We start from the raw sequence: 17,829 nt of genomic DNA on the forward strand, positions 1-17,829 counted from the left end.
CCCGCATCGGTTGGTACGTGCATCACCACGGACGGGGGCACGTGACACGTCTGCTCGCCGTCGCACCCCACCTCGACGCCGACATCGTCTGCTTCAGCTCGTTCCCGGCGCCGATGGGACTCCCCTCGAACTGTTCCTGGGTGGTGCTCGACCGGGACGACGACGTGCCGGACGGTGCGTCTCCCCCGGACGACTGCGATCCGACCGCGGAGGGGCTGCTGCACTGGGCGCCGCTCGGTCACGCCGGTCACCGTGCTCGTCTTGCGACCATCGCCGCCGCCCTCGCGCAGCAGCAGATGGACGCGATGGTGGTGGACGTCTCCGTCGAGGTGGTGCTCCTCGCACGCCTGCTCGGCGTCCCCACCGTCGTCATGGCACAGCCGGGCCACCGCGACGACGAACCGCACGCGCTCGCCTTCCGCGCGGCGTCGACGATCATCGCCCCATGGCCTCACGGTGTGCTGCAGCTGGAGCACCTCCATCCCGTACGGGACAAGGTGGTGTACACCGGCGGCATCAGTCGCTTCGAGGGTCGCGAGCGGACTGCCGCGGAAGCCGGGCGCAGCGGGGTCCTCCTCCTCGCCGGGGCCGGCGGCTCCTCGGTGTCGCAGGAAGCCGTGGAGGAGGCTTCCCACGCCAGCGGTCGCGTCTGGACCTCGCTCGGCACCGGTGCCGGGTCCGTCTGGACCGACGACCCGTGGGACGCGCTCTGCCGGGCGGAGGTGGTGGTGTCGTGGGCCGGTCAGAACGCGATCGCCGATCTCGCCGTGGCCGGCGTCACGGCGGTCGTGGTCCCACAGGAGCGCCCGTTCGACGAGCAGGTGTCCACCGCCCGCGCACTCGAAGCCGCCGAGCTGGCGGTCGTGCGGTCGACCTGGCCCGACGCCCCAGACTGGAAGGGCACCCTCGACCGCGCCTCGAAGCTCCAGCCCGACTGGTCTCGTTGGCAGGTTGCGGGTGCCGCCCGACGAGCAGCGGAGGCGATCGAGGCGGTCGCGGTCGGCGATCCCGCAGGGGGTGGACGATGAGGACGTCTGTCGTGACCCTGTGCTCTCGCCCCCGACTCGGACACCTCGAACGGCAGCTCGAGGCCGTCGGGGCGTCCATACCGACCTCGGGCGACGCGGTGGAGCGACTCGTCGTGTGGATCGGCGACGACGCACCCCCGACCCTCGACGCGGAGCTGACGGTCCACCTTCCACCGGGGTCCGACGGACTCCGTCTCGCGGCAGGCCGGAACGCCGGTGCAGCGCTCGCCATCGACCGTGGTGCAGACCTCATCGTGTTCCTCGACGCGGACTGCGTCCCCGGGCCGGCCCTGCTCGACCGATACCGTGAGGCGTCCGATCGCCACCCGGGCGCCGTCCTCTGCGGCCCGGTGACCTACCTGCAGCCAGGCGTGGACGTCACCGACCGCCGCGCATTGGCGGCGGCGACGGCACCGCATGCGGCGAGACCGAACCCGGACGACGGCGCGGAGCGCGTCGCCTCCGAGGACGAGTACCCGCTGTTCTGGTCGTTGTCCTTCGCGACGAGTGCGTCGACCTGGTCCCGGAGCGGAGGCTTCGACGAGGGGTACGAAGGGTACGGCGGAGAGGACACCGACTTCGCGTTCACCCTGAGCGCGTCGCGGACACCCCTCGTGTGGGTCGGAGGCGCGCACGCCTACCACCAGCACCACGAGACGCAGCGCCCGCCCTGGCAGCACTTCGACGACATCCTCCGGAACGGCGCGCGGTTCGCCGACCGGTGGGGAACCTGGCCGATGACCGGTTGGCTGGAGGCGTTCGCTCAGGCTGGTGCAGTCCGACGGATCGGCGACGACTGGGTCCGGGTTCAGCCGACCGGCCCGAGCAGTCCGTCGACTGCGGCCACCAGCGCCGCGGCGACAGGCTCCGGCGCGTAACGATCGACGGACGCACGTGCGGTCGCGGCCCGCGTCAGGGCGTCCGACGGCGCGTCCAGCACCCTTCGAAGCGCTCGCGCAAGGGCTCCGTGGTCTCCTGGTGGCACCATGAGACAGTCGACGCCGTCCGTACAGAAGTCGTCGTACCCGCTCCCGGTGGTCACGACCAGCGGGGTCCCGATCGCCTTCGCCTCGAGTGCGACGTTGCCGAACCCCTCCCAGCGCGAGGGGCACATGACCACCGTCGCAGCTCCGACGGCCCGATAGAGCTCCGCTCCCGCCACATGCCCGAGCCACACGACCCGGTCCCGTACCGACTCGGGCAGGATGGACAGCAGCGCCGTCAGGTCCGGTTCGAACCGCCGGTCACCGCTGGAACCGGCGAGGACGAGTCGGGCATCGGGCTTCTGCCGGACGAGCAACGCGAACGCCTGAAACGCCTCCACGACACCCTTCCGCCGCTCGAGCCGGCCGAGGAAGAGCACGACCGGTTCCGCCCCGGTCGGCCACTGAGCCGGCAGCCCGGCGGTCGACGCGGCAACGCGGACGGCGTCGACGTCGATGCAGTTGCGCACGACGGCGGCCGGCGGCAGGGCGCCGAGCAGGTCCTTCGTGCGCGCGAGCATCGCGGTCGAGATCGCGACGAGCGCAGCAGACCGTCGGATCTGTCGGGTCTCGAGCGCGTCCTGGACGATCACCGCGATGCGCCCTGCGACCGGCATGTCACTGAGGCGGAGTCCCGAGACGAGGTTGGAGAGACGAATGCTCGTGGCGAGGTTCGTCACGAGGGGCGCTGAACGCGGCAGCGCCGATCCGAGGGCGCTCCACTCGGGCAGGAAGATCCGATCGTACGAACCGCGTCGGAACACCCGGCGGACGGTTCGGGCGCCGAGGAGCATCCTGAGGACGCGTGGTGATCGACTGCCGTGCCGTACGGCGTCGATGAGACGGACGCCGTCGATGTCCGCGCCGACGGGCAGCTCGTCGTCCGAGCACACGACGAGGTCGATCTCGACTCCCGAGCGGACGAGGGCGGGAAGGAGCGCGGCGTAGTGCCGTCCGATCCCGCCCGTGTAGCTCGTGAGCCCCGCATACTCGGTCGCGGCCACGAGCCAGCGCTGCCGTCGTGGACCACGCGGGACGTCACTCACCGGTATCGCCTCGGCACCGTCCACCAGGAACCGAACTCCGTGTTGTACCGCTCCGGGTCGAACGGACTCTCGCCACCGGCGGGGTAGCTCGTCAGCTCACCGAACACGATGCGGTCGCCGAGGTCGTACAGGTCCACGCGGACGAAGTCGGTGTCGGCGGCCAGGCGCTCGGCCAGGTCGATCATCTCGTCGAGCCGTTCGGGCGCCGACGGTTCCGGGTCGGCCCACGCGGGTCCACCACTGAGTGGCAGGTGCCGCCAATCCGGCAGGAAGAAGTCCTGGGTCCGGCGTCCGAACCTGCCGGAGTCGAGCTGGATGTACCGGCAGCGCCCGTGGAAGACGAAGAACTTGAGGTCGTCGGGGATCCCGGCATCCGGTCCCTCCAGCAGCTCCTCGACGATGATCCTGCGCGGCACCCGTCCGTACACCCACTCGCGGTTCGGTCCCTGACCGTACAACTGGGACACCCAGCCGTTCGCGAGTTCGACGATTCGATCGCGATCCACCTTCTCCGGTCGGACGTGCCGGTACTCCCAGCTCCCCGCCTCGGTCGGCAGACGGGCATCGGGTCGGGCGGACGACGAGACGACGATGGCCGCCCCGCTGCCGTGCGTTGGCTTGACGACGTAGGACTCCGGGAGCTCCAGGTCCCGCAGCTCATGCGGGTCGTCGAGGATCCCGTACACGCGCGGGAGCAGGTGCGGACCGATCCGCGAAGCCACGAGATCCCGCACGGCGGCCTTGTCCGCGAAGGTGACGATGAGCGGACGACGGTCGCGGAGCATCTTGTACCGGACCTTCTCCCGGAAGGTGACCGGCCGGCGCGTCCGCCAGAGCCGGACGGCGCGCACCAGCCGGCTCCGCTCCCGCCACGGCACCGTCCGCGGCGCGCTCGTCGCATCGGGGAGGGCGGCGCGCAGGCGGCAGCTGCGATGGAACCACCGGACGGCGGGCAGGTCCTCCGGCCAGTGCACACGCAGGGTGGTCCAGCCCCGACGCATCCGGAGAGCGAGCGAACCGGCATCGGTGAACGGGCGCATCGAGATCCCCATCCCGAGCGACCGGTCGTAGCGCACGCGTCGGTGGAGACCCAGATGGGCCGAGACGTCCAGATCGTCGTGCAGTTCCGCATCCTCGCGGTGCACCGCCTCGGCGATCTGGCCCCACGTCGCGCGCCGGATCGCACAGTTGGACCCGAAGATCGGGACCTGGGCGAGGGCGGCCCCGACGAAGAGCCGGTACGCCCCGAGGTAGAGGCCGGCGAGCGGTGCACGGAGCAGGCGCGGACCGTCGATGAAGACGGCGGGGCCCGTGAGCGCTTCCAACTCCGGATCCATCGCGAACGCGTCGGTGATCCGGGTCACCCAGTCCGGTGGCGGCACGCAGTCCGCGTCGAGTCTCGCCACGACCGTCGCGGTCGCATGGTCGAAGCCGGCTGCGTTCGCCGCGGGGATGCCGGGCATCGGCTCATCGATGAGGACCGCGTCGTACCGCTCGGCGATGGCCGCGACCTCGGCGCGATCGCGGCTGCCGTTGTCGACGACGATGATCGATGCGGGTCCGGTGTGCTGCGCGCGCAGCGAGCGCAGGCAGCGTCGGAGGAGTGCGGCGTCGTCCTTGACCGGAACGACCACGTCCACGGTCACGAGCGGGTGGGCCGCGGTCTCGAGCGTCTCGACCGTCATGCGTCTCGCCCATCCGCCAGCAGCTGTGCCTCCGCGAACACCCGCGGGTGGGCGAGGATGCGGAAGTGGCCGCCGGTGTCGAGTTCCACGTTCTTGGCGCCGTCGAGTCGGCTGCCGCCCGGGATGTGCGGATCGAAGCGCCCGTAGACGGAGACGATCCTCGGATTGACGGTCGCCTCTCGGGAGAGCGCGAGGATCGTCGGGTCGTCGGGGGTGAAGATGCGCAGGCTCGGGAGGAGCATGAGCCTCGCGTACCGCGATCCGGCGAACGGCGCCGCGACGGCGAGCATCCCGGCGATCCGGGCTCCACCGCCGCCGAGCGACATGACGTACTTGCCGACGAGCCCGCCCTTGCTGTGCGCGAGGAGGACGACGTCGCCGAGCCCGTTCGCCTCGAGGTAGTCGGCGACGAGTCGTGCCGCCACGGGGACCGTGCGGTCGTTGCGTCCGAGCGGGTCGATCACGTGTATCGGGTGCCCGTCGTCGTGGAGTCGGCGGATGAGCGGCTCGAGGAACCGCCAGGTCTCGTAGACGCCCGGAAGGACGACGATCGGTGACCGGTCGCCGGACAGGAAGTCGTGCGGGTCTGTGCGGCTGACGAAGGCCCGGACCTGCCAGACGAGTGCGTAGGTGTAGTCGCGCGCCCACCACCCGAGGGTCCGCAGCGCCGAACGGATCACCGACGATCCCCGTTCGCGCGGCTCAACCGTCTCCTCGCAGGACCTCGGGGCATCGCTCTGTTCCCATGTCCTCACCGTAACCGGACCACCCGGCGTGACCCTGGACCTTGACAGCGGCCGGACCGGGCCCGGGCGGATCGGGACCGTCGATGCCCGGCGTGGCTCACCACGGGTCCGGTGCGCTGATAATCTGGCAGCTGCGGTGGCCTCGGGGTGTTCGTGTGCCCGGACGATCGAGGAGTGCAGTGGGAGAGATCGACGGAGAGTTCGGCCGCGTCCGGGACGCGCTGGAGCGTCCTGCGATCCGGCTGCTGAGCCGGCCGACGGCACCCGCTGTCGTGGCGATCTTCCGCACCACGTTCGGCCGCGACGTCCAGTTCGTCGCAGCGGACCGCTTCCATCTGCAGGTCGAGGAGTACCTCGGCGAACTCGCGGCTCGCGGTGCGCGGATCCCGGCGGGCGGCGACGAACGCGGTGGCGGACGGACCCTTTGCCGGGAGTGGGTGCACGACCAGTGGCTCGTCCGGACGAGCACCGACGACGGCGAGGAGCAGTACTCGCTCACCTCGCACGCGCTCGAAGCGGTCTCGCTCGTCGACGGCCTCGCACACGACCGCGCCCTCATCAGTGAGTCGCGCCTGACCATGATCCTCGACTCCGTGCGCCGATGGGCGCTGCAGGCCGACCCGGACCGTGACGAGCATCTGCGTCGCATCGACGCGCAGCTCGCCGAGCTCCAGGCGGAACGCGAACGGGTGGCGGCCGGCGGCACCGTCGTCGCGGCGAGCGACGACCGGATGCAGGACGGCTACGCGAACATCGCCGACCTCATCCGTCAGCTCCCGAGTGACTTCCGCCGGGTCGAGGAGTCGGTCATCGCGATGCACCGGCGGATCGTCGAGGACTTCCGGAACGACACCCGTCCGATCGGCGAGATCCTCGACGACTACCTCAGGCGCACCGACGAGCTGATGACGGCGACGGCCGAGGGTCGGGCCTTCGAGGGCGCTTTCGAGCTCCTCCGCAACGACGATCTGCTGCAGGACCTCAAGCGCGACCTCTCCACGATCCTCGACCACCCCTTCTCGTCCAGGCTCGGGCCCGCGGAGCTCCGTGGCTTCCGGGGTGCCGTCGGGATCATCCGACAGGGGATCGACGACGTGCTCGCGCAGCGTCGGCGGCTCACCGCGACGCTCCGCGACCACATCGTGCATCACGACGTCGTGCAGGACCGCGAACTCGACACGACCCTGCGTGCACTGAACCAGCGCCTCGGCATCTGGATGCGGACCGCGGGACCACGCGCCACCGTCGACCTGCCGCTCCTCCCGGAGACCATCGACATCGAGCACCTGCGCGAGCGGTTCTACGATCCGGACGTCGAGGTCGCTCCGCCGCCGATCGCGACGTCCGTCGAACGGACCGACGGCGCGGCGATGTCGCTCGACACCCTCCGGTCGCAGGGCGGTCCGCTCCTCGACGAGCTCCGGGCCGGACTCCTCGACGCGGTGACCTCCGGTGCCGAGGATGCCCATGCGGCGTTCTCCGGGCTCGATCCGGAACTCCGACGACCGGTGGAGCTGTTCGGCCTCGTCCACCTCATGACCCAGCTGGGCACGTACGACGAGCAGGCACCACGCCGCCGCTACGAGACGGTCCGTCCGGACGGGACGACCACCGCGTTCGAACTTCCGGCCTTCCCGCTCGGTGAGGCCGGTGTCGCAGCGCTGACGCGAGCGACGACGACCACGACCACTGCTCCGGCCGACCAGGCCCGGCGCGGAACGGAATGACATGACCTCCGAGACGGATCCCACCGCGACGGCGACGACCGACCCGACGTCGGACGACCTGACGACGGACGGACTCGACGCCGTCGCACCCGCCGAGGCGCCGGTCGCCGGCCCGGATGACGACTCCTTCGCCCTCTTCGAAGGGGACGAGGGACGTCTCGACGCCGCTCAACGTCGTGCGCTGGTCGCTCTGCTGAAGCATCGCTACGTCAGCCCCGCGCTCCAGCCCGCCGAGTGGCGGACGGTCCTCGAGTCCGAGTCGCTGCTGCGGTCCCGCCTCAACGAGCTGTTCCTGGAGCTCGAGGTGGACCGCTCGGCCGAGGTCGCCTTCAAGCGTCAGGCGGGCTCGGAGAGCGGGCGGCGTCCCTTCCCGACCCTGCTGCACGACACCAGCTACAGCCGCGAGGAGACGATCCTGCTCGTCTACCTGCGGACGCGTCTTCGGACCGAACTGGCCAATGGCGCACGAGCCGCGATCGTCGAACACGACGAGCTGCTCGGCTTCGTCGCGAGCTTCCGGCCCGAGCACGCCACCGACCGCGCCCGTGACGACGGACGCGTCGAACGCGCGATCGACAAGCTGCTGACCGCGCGGGTCCTGCTGCGGACCAAGGACGCCCGCCGCCACCGGATCGCGTCGGTGGTGGAGACGCTCCTCCCCCTCGAGCGCCTCCAGGAGCTCCTGGAGTGGCTCGAAACGCAGACTGCAGCAGTCGATCCGGCCTCGGAGCAGCCGCGACCCGATGCCCACGCGGACTCGGACTCGGACGACGAGCCCGACGGCACCGCAGCCGAGTCGCAGGACGCCCCCGACGACCAGATCCAGCCACCAGCAGCAGAGGACGACCGATGAGCCGCTCCACGGACACCGACACCCTGCTGGACCTCGTCGAGCAGTGGCGTATCGAACGGATGCAGGTCATCAACTGGGGTGGGTTCGACGGGTACCGATCGGTCGACTTCGCCTCCCGCGCGACGCTCATCTCCGGCGCCTCCGGAACCGGGAAGAGCTCGCTCATGGACGCGTACCTCGCGGTCATGATGCCGTCGGACGTGCCGTTCAACGGAGCCTCCAACGACGCGGCGGTCGGACGGGCGCGGAATCCAGACCAGCGCAACCTGCTCACGTATCTCCGCGGCAAGGTCGACTCGGCACGGGACCCGCAGACCGGGGCGATGCGCGACATCAACCTGCGCGGCACGGATCAGCTCACCTGGGGTGCCGTGGCGGTGACGTTCCTCAACGACGACGAGCGTCGCTTCACCGTCGTGCGCGCCTACCTCGTACCCCGACGTGCGCTGCGCACCGGTGACCTGTCGATGACGATGGCGACCGTCGACGGGCCGTTCGAGCTCACGGACCTCGAGGCATTCGTGCCGAAGCGGTTCGACGCCGGTGAGCTCCAGGGTCGCATCCCCGGATTCGTCGTCCGTGACACCTACGCGGAGCTGTCCTACACCCTGCACACCCGTCTCGGCATCGGTGCCGGAGGCGACGGTGGTCGGGCGATGCGTCTGCTGGCCCGGATCCAGGCGGGACAGCACCTGCCGACGGTCGACGGCCTGTACAAGTCGATGGTGCTGGAGCGTCCGAGCACGTACGACGCGGCCGACCGGGCGCTGTCGCACTTCGAGGCGCTCGACGAGGCGTACCTCGCGATGGAGACCGAGAGCCGCAAGGCTCGGGTGCTCGAGCGGCTCGGCGAACTGCGTCGTGACTACGAGGACGGGCACCGGGCGGCTGCCGACCTCGAGCGCCTCGGCTTCACCGAGGACGGCACGACACCGTTCACCGTCTGGCGCAGTCGCGCACACGAGGCACTGCTCGATGAAGCGGTCTCCCGGAACCGGCGGGAGAAGCTCGAGGCCGGAGCCACGTTGGAGGCGGCGCGGGCACGAGCCGCTGCGGCGGGTGTCCGTGTCCGTGAACTCGAGCGTCAGGTGTCGGAGCAGGGCGGGAGCGCGCTGCGGCGTGCCGAGGAACGCCGTGAGGCCGCGGAGGCGACGCACGCCGAGGTGGCGCGAGCCAGGTCGCTGTTCGACGAGCGCACCGAGGTCCTCGACGATCCGATCGAGGATGAAGTCTCGTTCCGGCGTGCGCTCGGCCGCAGCGAGGACTTCCTCGCCGACGACGACACCGCGCTCGACGCCATCGAGACCGATCGCGCCCAGCTGCATCGCGAAGCGTTCCCCCTCGAGGAGCGCAACACCGAACTCCGGCGTGAACTGCAATCGCTTCGCGGCCGTGACGGCGCGGTCCCCGATCGACTCCACCGGGCGAGACTCGCCCTCGCTGAGGCTGCCGGACTCGACCCGGAACAGCTGCCGTTCGTGGCCGAGCTCATCGACGTCGCTCCCGCCTATGCCGCCTGGCGTCCCGCGATCGAGGTCACCCTGCACGGTCTCGCGAGGACGGTCCTCGTCGACGAGGAACACCTCGATGCGTTCGGCCGCGCGATCGACGCGGTCCGGATCCCGGTCCGCCTGCAGTTCGAGGGTGTCCCGCTGCATGAGGCGTCCTCCCCAGACGCGGGTGACCCCGCGTTCATCTCCGGCCGTGTCACGTACCGCACCTCGCCGTTCAGCAGGTGGATCGAGCAGCGCGTGACCTCGGACCGGATCGACGCGCGGTGCGTCGAGTCTCCGTCGGAGCTCTCGGGCGGCGGTCGCCGCGTGACCATGAACGGCCAGCTGCGTGACGGCCGCCGCGGCTCCCACGGCGACACGGGCGGTGCACCGATCCTCGGCTTCACCAATGAGGCGCGGATCGCGTCGATTGAGGCGGAGACGGCCGAGATCCGTGGGCGCCTCGAAGTCATCGCCGGTCGACAGGCCGGCATCCAGCAGCGGTTGTCGCGTCGTGAGGCCGAGCGGGCCGCCCACCGGTATCGTCTCGACACCGAGTGGGCCAGGATCGACGTCGCCGGTGCTGCTGCGCATCGCGACGCAGCCGCGGCCGAGCTGGAGCGTCTGCTCGACGCCAATGACGTCCTGCAGGAGCTCCAGGGCTCGGTGGCGGCCGCCCAACGTGAACTCGACGCCGCCAACGCCGAGCGGTTCCCGGCCGAGGACCGTGTCAGACGCCTCGACGAGGAGCACGGGGTCCTCGTCGATCAGCAGGACGCGGCGACGACCGTCATCGACCGTTTCGAGCGCTCCGAGGTCGAGGAGGTCTCCCCCGCCGACATCGATCGGATCGAAGCCGCCCTCGCGGCGGTGGGCGGTGTGCCGTCACTCGGCGGGTTCGGCGATGCGATGAAGCGGCTCCGCACACGGCTCGGTGACGAGTTGTCCTCGGCCGTCCGCCAAGCGGAGCAGGCCGCGCTCGCACAGGTGCACGTGTTCGAGCAGTACCAGTCGATCTGGCACGACCCCAACCTCGGCACGACGCTCGAGTCCTACGGCGACTACCGGGCGATCCTCGACGGCATCCTCGGCACCGGTCTCCCCGAGCGCCGCCAGGAGTGGCGCCGTCGGTTGTCCCAGTGGAGCGGCGAGGACCTGGTCCCGCTCAGCAGCGCGTTCGACAGCGCCGTCGAGGAGATCGAGGACCGCCTGGTCCCGGTCAACGACATCCTGCGCGACCTGCCGTTCGGACCGGCGCACGATCGTCTGAAGATCGTCCTCCGCCGGGTGCATCGCGAGGAGGCCTCAGCCTTCCGACGTGAGCTGCGCGCCCTGTCGAGCGAGGTCACCGCGAACCTCGGCGACGACGAGTTGGAGGCCCGGTTCCAGCGGCTCCGCCGGTTCATGGAGTCGATGCGCGACACGGGTGCCGGGTCCCAGCCGACCCGCGACCAGGTGCTCGACGTGCGCCGTCACGTCGAGATCACCGCCGTGCGGTACGACACGTCTGGTCAGGACGTCAGCGTCTACTCCTCGCTCGGCGACAAGAGCGGTGGCGAGACCCAGGAGCTCGTCGCGTTCATCGTCGGCGCTGCCCTGCGCTACCAGCTCGGTGACGAGGACCGCCCGCGTCCGAGGTTCGCGCCGGTGCTGCTCGACGAGGGCTTCATCAAGGCGGACTCGGAGTTCGCCGGCCGCGCGGTGGTCGCCTGGTTGCGGCTCGGCTTCCAGCTCGTGATCGGGGCGCCGCTCGACAAGGTGACGGCACTCGAGCCCTACATGGACCGGCTCCTGTCGATCCGGAAGGATCCGGAGACCCGACACGCCTGGGTTGCCGAGATCGAACGGTCGGCTCCGGTCGAGCCGCTCGAACGCGTCGGATAGCGCCTGATCCGTCGATCACACCCGGCCACGGTGTGACTTGACACAACACTCGTTCGAACATATGTTCGAATCATGTCCGACCGGCCCGCTGCCCCGCCGATCCGCATCGGTGAGGCCGAGTGGATCGTGATGCGGGAGGTGCCCGACCGGCCGGCCGGTCTGGTGAAGTACTTCGCGCCGAGCGGCGCACCGGCCTACTTCCGCTGCGTCACCTGGGCACCGCGGTCGGAGGACCGTCGGTTGATCGGTCGGTTCGCGACGCTCGCCGAGGCGGAGCGTGCCGTGCCGGGTGGACGACGGTCCGCCGCACCGGCCACTCCCCGGTCCGCGGACGCCTGGGAGCGCGGGCAGGCGCCGTGGGACGCAGCGCCGCGACGGAGCGACCGGTACGCCTGAGCGACCGGTCGCAGGTCGGTCAGCGCCACCCGTACCGCGAACGGAGCCCGGCGGCGACGCGGTCGAAGCGATCACGCGGGACCTGAGTCGCCTCCCGTCGCATCCCGTCGGGGTGCACGCGGAAGACGCGGTCGAGGTTCGCCCAACTCGAACGGCCGGCACTGTCCCATCCTCCGGTGCCGAGCGGCACGAACTCACCGTCCTGCGAATGATCCTTGCTCGTCAGCTGCACCGCCAGAACCCAGCCTCCGGTCGAGCGCGCCACGACGAGCACCGGACGGTCCTTGCCACGTCCGTCGCGCTCCTCGTACGGCACCCAGGTCCAGACGATCTCGCCGGGGTCGGGGTCGCCGTCGACGGCCGGGGCGTAGTCGATGGACACGGCGCCGACCGCCCGCGGATCGACCTCGACCGTCGCCGTCCGGCCTGAGCGTCCGGGTGAAGCGGCGGTGGTGGTCGGTGGCGTCGCGAGGCCCGCGGTGCGCACCGCACTGGAGGCGGCGCGGGTGGAGGGGCCCAGGAGTGCGTTCGCGACGCGGCGGATGATCGAGGTGAAGGTTGACACGCCGTCACCCTACCGTCCGCGGCTGCCACCCCAGGAAACGACGGACGGGCGCCGCCCTGGTGGACGACGCCCGTTCGGCGAAGCGGAGGCGGTCGAGGTCAGTCGACGAGGGCGTACCCCTCTTCGCCGTGCACAGAGGTGTCGACGCCGGCGATCTCGTCCTCGTTCTTGACACGGAAGCCGATCGTCTTCTCGATCGCGAAGCCGATGACGAAGGCCACGATGAAGGAGTAGACGAGGACGGCGAAGGCGGCGATGGCCTGGACCGCAAGCTGCTCGATGCCGCCCCCGACGAAGAGGCCGGTCTCGGTCGCGAAGAAGCCGAGGTACAGGGTGCCGATGAGGCCACCGACGAGGTGGATGCCCACGACGTCGAGCGAGTCGTCGAAGCCGAGCTTGAACTTCAGCTCGACGGCGATGGCGCAGACGGCGCCGGCCACGATGCCGAGGAGCAGTGCCCAACCCGGAGTCAGGTTCGCGCACGCCGGGGTGATGGCGACGAGACCAGCGACGGCACCGGAGGCGGCGCCCACCGAGGTCGCCTTGCCGTCCTTGAACTTCTCGACGACGATCCAGCCGATGATGGCGGCAGCGGTGGCCCCGACGGTGTTGACGACGATGAGTCCGACGTTCGCGAGCTCGTTCAGCCACTCGGCGCCGGCGTTGAAGCCGAACCAGCCGAACCACAGGATGGCGGCTCCGAGGAGGGTGAGCGGCACGTTGTGCGGCTTCGTGATGCCCTTCTGGAAGCCGATGCGCTTGCCGAGCACCAGGGCGAGGGCGAGCGCGGCGGCTCCGGCGTTGATGTGCACCGCGGTTCCACCCGCGTAGTCGATGACGCCGATGCCTGCATCCTCACCGAACAGCGTGGTGCCGAGGTTCATGATCCAGCCGCCGCCCCAGACCCACGCGGCGATCGGGAAGTACGCGATGGTCGCGAAGAGGCCGGCGAAGATCATCCAGGAGCCGAACTTCGCGCGGTCGGCGATGGCGCCGGAGATCAGCGCGATCGTGATGATCGCGAAGGTGGCGCCATAGGTCGCCCCCACCAGGTCGGTGTTCGCGGTTTCGCCGCTCGCGAGGGCGGTCATCCCGAAGTCGGAGAACGGGTTGCCTGCGAACTCCAGCGGGCTGCCGACGGCCGACATGTTGAAGCCGTAGAGGATCCACAGCACGCTGATCAGGCCCAGTGCGCCGAAGCTCATCATCATCATGCTGACGACGCTCTTCGCCTTCACGAGGCCGCCGTAGAAGAATGCGACGCCGGGGGTCATGAACAGCACCAGAGCGGTTGCCGTGACTCCCCAAGCGATACTGCCTGTATCCATTGGATCTTCCTCACACATCGTGGTCTTGCAACGGGTGCCCGAGATGGTGAGGACTGGCTGAGCTCGGTCTCGCCGTCCGACTCGGTGCAGCGACCAGTCTGCGGAACGGAGGTTTCCGCACGACTGTCAGCGTGTTTCCGATGTGTTACGCGAGTGCCGCCCAGGTAAACAGCGTGTTTCGTGACCCGGTGCGACGGGTCAGTCCATCGAGGTGAGGGCGATCATGCGCGACATCGCGCGCAGGTACTTCTTGCGGTATCCACCGTTGAGCATGTCTCCGCCGAACACCTCGTCGAGGGCCGTGCCGGTCGTGACCACGGGGATCTGTGCGTCGTACACCCGGTCGATGAACGCGACGAGCCGGAGCGCCTGGCCCTGGTCGGTCAACTCGTGGACGTCGCGGAGCGCGATCAGGTCGACGCCGTCGAGGAGTCCGATGAACCGTGAAGGGTGGACGGCGGCGAGGTGGGTGATGAGACCGTCGAAGGTGTCGACCGTGACGTCACGGTCGGCGGCCGCCGCCTCCGCGGTGCGGGCGTCGAACCGCTCCTCGGAGCTCACCACGGCGTGTCCCTCGATGCTGCGGCGGCGGTAGTCGGTGCCGTCGATGCGGAGGGTCTCGAAGTTGGCGCTCATGGCCTGGATCTCGCGGAGGAAGTCGGCTGCGGCGAAGCGGCCCTCCCCCAGGGCGTTCGGCGGCGTGTTGGAGGTCGCGGCGATCCTCGTCCCGGTCGCGACGAGTTCCCCGAGCAGTCGGGTCATGACCATCGTGTCCCCCGGGTCGTCGAGCTCGAACTCGTCGATGCAGATGAGCGTCGCGCCCGTCAGCTGCGCGACCGCCGCCGCGTAGCCGAGCGCACCGACGAGGGCCGTGTACTCGATGAAGGTGCCGAAGTACTTCTTCCGACCGGGTGCATCGTGCCAGAGCGCCGCGAGGAGGTGCGTCTTGCCGACGCCGAAGCCACCGTCCAGGTAGATGCCCGGCTTGGCCGCCGGTGCCTTGGGCTTCCGCCGTCCGAAGAAGCCGCCACCGCCACCGGCCTGGGGCGCGAAGAAGCCGCGGAGCTTCTCGACCGCGGCCGCCTGGCCCGGGAAGTCGGGATCCGGACGGTACGAGTCGAAGCTCGCCTGCTCGAACTGCCGGGGTGGCGTCAGGCTCGCGACGATCTCGGCACCACTGACCGTGGGGACACGGTCGGTGAGGCTGCGGAATCCGGTCGGGACGGAAGGCGTGGTCACGGCAAACCTCTGGCTCTGCATGGGTGCTGGGGTTACGGCGTCTGACGCATCGGTGCGGTTCGGTGGTGCGGACGGCGTACTGTCGAAGGGACAGGCTTCCAGCCTAGATGCACGACACCCGAGCCCCACCGCAGCCAGCTGCACGACCGGAGGTACCCATGACCGTCGACGCCGATTCGACCTCGACCAAGTTCACCGCCTACGCCCACCCCGAGCGCCTCGTCACGGCGGAGTGGCTCGAAGCGCACCTGGGTGAACCCGGTCTCGTCGTCGTCGAGTCCGATGAGGACGTCCTCCTCTACGAGACCGGCCACATCCCCGGCTCGGTGAAAGTCGACTGGCACACCGACCTCAACGACCCGGTCGAGCGCGACTACATCGACGGAGCCGCCTTCGCCGCACTGCTCGGATCCAAGGGGATCTCGCGAGAGGACACCGTCGTCATCTACGGCGACAAGAACAACTGGTGGGCCGCCTACGCCCTGTGGGTCTTCAGCCTCTTCGGACACGAGGACGTCCGGCTACTCGACGGTGGACGCGACAAGTGGATCGCGGACGGCCGGGCGATCACCCGCGATGCCACAGAGCGCGAAGCCGTCGAGTACCCCGTGGTGGAGCGCGACGACTCGGCCCTCCGCGCCTACAAGGACGACGTGCTCGCCCACCTCGGCAAGCCGCTCATCGACGTCCGCTCCCCCGAGGAGTACAGCGGTGAACGCACCACGGCGCCCGCCTACCCCGAAGAGGGTGCGCTCCGCGCCGGTCACATCCCGAGTGCGCAGAGCGTCCCGTGGGGCAAGGCGGTTGCCGACGACGGCACCTTCCGGCCGGCCGAGGAGCTGGACGCGATCTACCGCGACGGCGCAGGCCTCGCCGAGGGCGACGAGGTGATCGCCTACTGCCGCATCGGCGAGCGGTCGAGCCACACGTGGTTCGTCCTGCAGCACCTGCTCGGGTTCGACAACGTCCGCAACTACGACGGGTCCTGGACGGAATGGGGTAGCGCCGTGCGCGTGCCGATCGTCCAGGGTGCCGAGCCGGGCGACGCACCGACGCGCTGAACTCGTCCACCCACCGCCCTTCCGCACGGCTGCACTGTGCGGGAGGGCGGTCCGCTGTTCCCGGCTGCGATACTGGAGTGACCATGACCGATTCCCTCCTCGCCCCGAACCTCGCCGAGATCCGAGATGAGTTCCTCGCCGTCGAGGAACGCTCACGGCTGCAGCTGCTCCTCGAATTCAGCGACGAGCTGCCGGACCTCCCGGAGCGCTACCGCGACCACCCCGATCTGATGGAGCGGGTGCTCGAGTGCCAGGCGCCCGTGTTCTTCTTCGTCGAGGTCGACGAGGACGGCATCGTGCACCTGTTCGCGACGGCCCCCGAGGAAGCGCCGACCACTCGTGGGTTCGCGAGCATCCTCGTCCAGGGGCTCGCCGGACTCACCGTCGACGAGGTGCTCGCCGTCCCCGACGACTTCCCGCAGATGATCGGACTCTCCCGAGCGGTGTCGCCACTGCGACTGCGTGGGATGTCGGCGCTGCTCGGCCGGACGAAGCGCCGCCTCCGCGAACTCGCCTGAGTCGTCGGCCCGTCGGTCAGTGCCCGGGCGGTAGCGGCACGAGCTCGTCGAGCCAGTCCGAGACCGCGGCGGTCCAACGCTCCGGGTCGTAGTTCCAGAGCTTCGTGTGACGGGCGACGGTGAACGGCACGAACGTCACGATGTCCGGTCGTGCGAGGGCGAGCGCCCGCGACGGCCCTGCCGGGACGTAACCGTCGTCGTCACTGTGCATCAGCAGGATCGGCAAGGCGAGGTCGGCGGCGTTGGCGACGTAGTCGAGCCGACCGAGATCGATGCTCGTCGCCTGCCCGGTCAGGAGGCGTCCCCACCGGCGGCTGATGGCGAGCAGGGCGACCCGACCCACGACGCTCGGGATCCGGTTCTCGCGGGCCTGGTGCTGCAGGACGTCCACCCAGTCGATGACCGGCGAATCGAGCGCGACGGCGCGGAGGAGTTCGGGGTGCGTCGTCCGCCGTGAGGCCTGGAGCACGATCGCTCCGCCCATGGACCAGCCCATGAGCACGACGTCGGCGGCGCCCTGTTCACGCACCCAGCCGATCGCGGCGTCCACGTCGCGCCACTCCTCGTCGCCGAGCGCGTAGCGGAAGTCCAGCGCGGGCGGAGCGTCGCCGTCGTTGCGGTAGGAGACGAGCAGGCACGAGTACCCGGCGTTGCGGAAGCTCGGCACCGCTCGGAGCGCTTCGGATCGCGTGGTCCCCCGGCCGTGCACCAGGACGGCCCAGCGGGTGGACGGTCCGTCCTCCGGGTGGATCGCCCACGCCGGCGCCGGGCCGAGCGGGGTCGGGACGAGCACGTCCTCGTGGGCGAGGCCCAGTTCCTCCGGGCGGCGGAAGAACCAGCCGCTGAACTCGGCCTCCTGGCCGACGCGGAGTGCGTCGACGTCGCCGCCGAGGAGGGTCCGGACCACGGTGTGCTGCCGTACCTCGAGGATGTCGCCCAGCTGCACGTACGCGGCACGTCTCGTCACCCAGCTGCCGTAGCGGCCGGGGACGATCGTGTCCGGGGACGCGACGAGTTCGACCGTCCCGCCGGCACGGTCCAACCCGACGATGCGAGCCTCACTCGGGCGGTCCCGAGCCGGGACCACCACCTTGCGGGCGATGGTCGCGACGACGGCGAGCCCGAGGGCGCCCACGGCGGCAGCGGCTCCACCGGCGATGACGATCGCATCCGTCGCCGAACCCCGCCGTCGGATGCCGGTGCTCGCCGCTCCTCGACCGCCTGCCTGCGACCCGGGTCCGCGTCTCCGCCCGGCGTGCCTCTGCCCATTCATCGGG

At 70.2% G+C, this 17,829-nt stretch carries 15 protein-coding genes; 8 read left to right on the plus strand and 7 right to left on the minus strand.

The window, feature by feature from the left end:
* The first annotated feature begins 41 nt into the window (after positions 1-41).
* Both ACQ3HE_RS01585 and ACQ3HE_RS01590 read left to right on the plus strand, forming a co-directional pair.
* On the plus strand, positions 42-1,028 hold the full coding sequence (locus tag ACQ3HE_RS01585; RefSeq protein WP_430890987.1) for a glycosyltransferase: 987 nt from the start codon (positions 42-44) through the stop codon (positions 1,026-1,028).
* On the plus strand, positions 1,025-1,906 hold the full coding sequence (locus ACQ3HE_RS01590) for a glycosyltransferase family 2 protein (RefSeq protein WP_206428238.1): 882 nt from the start codon (positions 1,025-1,027) through the stop codon (positions 1,904-1,906). The genes ACQ3HE_RS01585 and ACQ3HE_RS01590 overlap by 4 nt, the downstream gene beginning before the upstream one ends.
* Here ACQ3HE_RS01590 and ACQ3HE_RS01595 read toward each other — a convergent pair.
* Genes ACQ3HE_RS01595 through ACQ3HE_RS01605 form a run of 3 tightly spaced genes read right to left on the minus strand, consistent with a single transcriptional unit; the run spans position 1,837 to position 5,422 of the window.
* Entirely contained in the window at positions 1,837-3,057 is a 1,221-nt protein-coding gene (locus ACQ3HE_RS01595) for a glycosyltransferase family 4 protein (protein ID WP_430890989.1), read from the minus strand. The two genes, ACQ3HE_RS01590 and ACQ3HE_RS01595, sit on opposite strands and share 70 nt — an antisense overlap.
* Complete coding sequence (locus ACQ3HE_RS01600) at positions 3,054-4,742, minus strand: ATP-grasp fold amidoligase family protein (RefSeq protein ID WP_430890991.1); 1,689 nt, start codon at positions 4,740-4,742, stop codon at positions 3,054-3,056. The genes ACQ3HE_RS01595 and ACQ3HE_RS01600 overlap by 4 nt, the downstream gene beginning before the upstream one ends.
* Positions 4,739-5,422 (minus strand): esterase/lipase family protein, encoded by a 684-nt coding sequence (locus tag ACQ3HE_RS01605; protein WP_430890993.1) that lies wholly within the window; start codon positions 5,420-5,422, stop codon positions 4,739-4,741. The genes ACQ3HE_RS01600 and ACQ3HE_RS01605 overlap by 4 nt, the downstream gene beginning before the upstream one ends.
* Before the next feature lie 245 nt (positions 5,423-5,667).
* Here ACQ3HE_RS01605 and ACQ3HE_RS01610 point away from each other — a divergent pair, with 245 nt between their 5' ends.
* From ACQ3HE_RS01610 to ACQ3HE_RS01625, 4 genes are all read left to right on the plus strand, one after another.
* A complete protein-coding gene (locus ACQ3HE_RS01610) occupies positions 5,668-7,215 on the plus strand; it encodes a DUF3375 domain-containing protein (protein ID WP_430890995.1) in 1,548 nt (515 codons plus the stop codon).
* A 1-nt stretch (position 7,216) separates the two neighbouring features.
* On the plus strand, positions 7,217-8,068 hold the full coding sequence (locus ACQ3HE_RS01615; RefSeq protein ID WP_430890997.1) for a DUF4194 domain-containing protein: 852 nt from the start codon (positions 7,217-7,219) through the stop codon (positions 8,066-8,068).
* On the plus strand, positions 8,065-11,445 hold the full coding sequence (locus tag ACQ3HE_RS01620) for an ATP-binding protein (protein WP_430890999.1): 3,381 nt from the start codon (positions 8,065-8,067) through the stop codon (positions 11,443-11,445). Before ACQ3HE_RS01615 ends, ACQ3HE_RS01620 begins: the two co-directional genes overlap by 4 nt.
* A gap of 72 nt (positions 11,446-11,517) precedes the next feature.
* A complete protein-coding gene (locus tag ACQ3HE_RS01625) occupies positions 11,518-11,841 on the plus strand; it encodes a hypothetical protein (RefSeq protein WP_159878745.1) in 324 nt (107 codons plus the stop codon).
* A 19-nt stretch (positions 11,842-11,860) separates the two neighbouring features.
* Here the strand turns inward: ACQ3HE_RS01625 and ACQ3HE_RS01630 are convergent, their stop codons facing one another.
* The 3 genes from ACQ3HE_RS01630 to zapE form a co-directional block, all read right to left on the minus strand.
* Positions 11,861-12,406: a type II toxin-antitoxin system PemK/MazF family toxin gene (locus tag ACQ3HE_RS01630; RefSeq protein WP_430891001.1), complete on the minus strand. Its 546-nt coding sequence runs from the start codon at positions 12,404-12,406 to the stop codon at positions 11,861-11,863.
* A gap of 98 nt (positions 12,407-12,504) precedes the next feature.
* A complete protein-coding gene (locus ACQ3HE_RS01635) occupies positions 12,505-13,734 on the minus strand; it encodes an ammonium transporter (RefSeq protein WP_064293796.1) in 1,230 nt (409 codons plus the stop codon).
* 198 nt (positions 13,735-13,932) lie between these two features.
* Entirely contained in the window at positions 13,933-14,994 is a 1,062-nt protein-coding gene (gene zapE / locus ACQ3HE_RS01640; RefSeq protein WP_079705894.1) for a cell division protein ZapE, read from the minus strand.
* Positions 14,995-15,131: 137 nt separating this feature from the next.
* Here zapE and ACQ3HE_RS01645 point away from each other — a divergent pair, with 137 nt between their 5' ends.
* Both ACQ3HE_RS01645 and ACQ3HE_RS01650 read left to right on the plus strand, forming a co-directional pair.
* Positions 15,132-16,034: a sulfurtransferase gene (locus tag ACQ3HE_RS01645; RefSeq protein WP_124769315.1), complete on the plus strand. Its 903-nt coding sequence runs from the start codon at positions 15,132-15,134 to the stop codon at positions 16,032-16,034.
* Positions 16,035-16,117: 83 nt separating this feature from the next.
* Entirely contained in the window at positions 16,118-16,552 is a 435-nt protein-coding gene (locus ACQ3HE_RS01650; protein ID WP_071260092.1) for a SufE family protein, read from the plus strand.
* A gap of 16 nt (positions 16,553-16,568) precedes the next feature.
* Here ACQ3HE_RS01650 and ACQ3HE_RS01655 read toward each other — a convergent pair whose 3' ends face one another.
* Complete coding sequence (locus ACQ3HE_RS01655) at positions 16,569-17,825, minus strand: alpha/beta hydrolase family protein (RefSeq protein WP_079705892.1); 1,257 nt, start codon at positions 17,823-17,825, stop codon at positions 16,569-16,571.
* Between the last annotated feature and the right edge of the window lie 4 nt (positions 17,826-17,829).

Source organism: Plantibacter auratus, assembly GCF_050587365.1.
GTDB lineage: Bacteria > Actinomycetota > Actinomycetes > Actinomycetales > Microbacteriaceae > Plantibacter > Plantibacter auratus.

Coding starts and splice junctions, on each gene's coding strand:
- ACQ3HE_RS01590 (WP_206428238.1), top strand. CDS start 1,025: ATGAGGACGTCTGTCGTGACCCTGTGCTCTCGCCCCCGACTCGGACAC.
- ACQ3HE_RS01600 (WP_430890991.1), bottom strand. CDS start 4,742: ATGACGGTCGAGACGCTCGAGACCGCGGCCCACCCGCTCGTGACCGTG.
- ACQ3HE_RS01615 (WP_430890997.1), top strand. CDS start 7,217: ATGACCTCCGAGACGGATCCCACCGCGACGGCGACGACCGACCCGACG.
- ACQ3HE_RS01620 (WP_430890999.1), top strand. CDS start 8,065: ATGAGCCGCTCCACGGACACCGACACCCTGCTGGACCTCGTCGAGCAG.
- ACQ3HE_RS01625 (WP_159878745.1), top strand. CDS start 11,518: ATGTCCGACCGGCCCGCTGCCCCGCCGATCCGCATCGGTGAGGCCGAG.
- ACQ3HE_RS01635 (WP_064293796.1), bottom strand. CDS start 13,734: ATGGATACAGGCAGTATCGCTTGGGGAGTCACGGCAACCGCTCTGGTG.
- zapE (WP_079705894.1), bottom strand. CDS start 14,994: ATGCAGAGCCAGAGGTTTGCCGTGACCACGCCTTCCGTCCCGACCGGA.
- ACQ3HE_RS01645 (WP_124769315.1), top strand. CDS start 15,132: ATGACCGTCGACGCCGATTCGACCTCGACCAAGTTCACCGCCTACGCC.
- ACQ3HE_RS01650 (WP_071260092.1), top strand. CDS start 16,118: ATGACCGATTCCCTCCTCGCCCCGAACCTCGCCGAGATCCGAGATGAG.
- ACQ3HE_RS01655 (WP_079705892.1), bottom strand. CDS start 17,825: ATGAATGGGCAGAGGCACGCCGGGCGGAGACGCGGACCCGGGTCGCAG.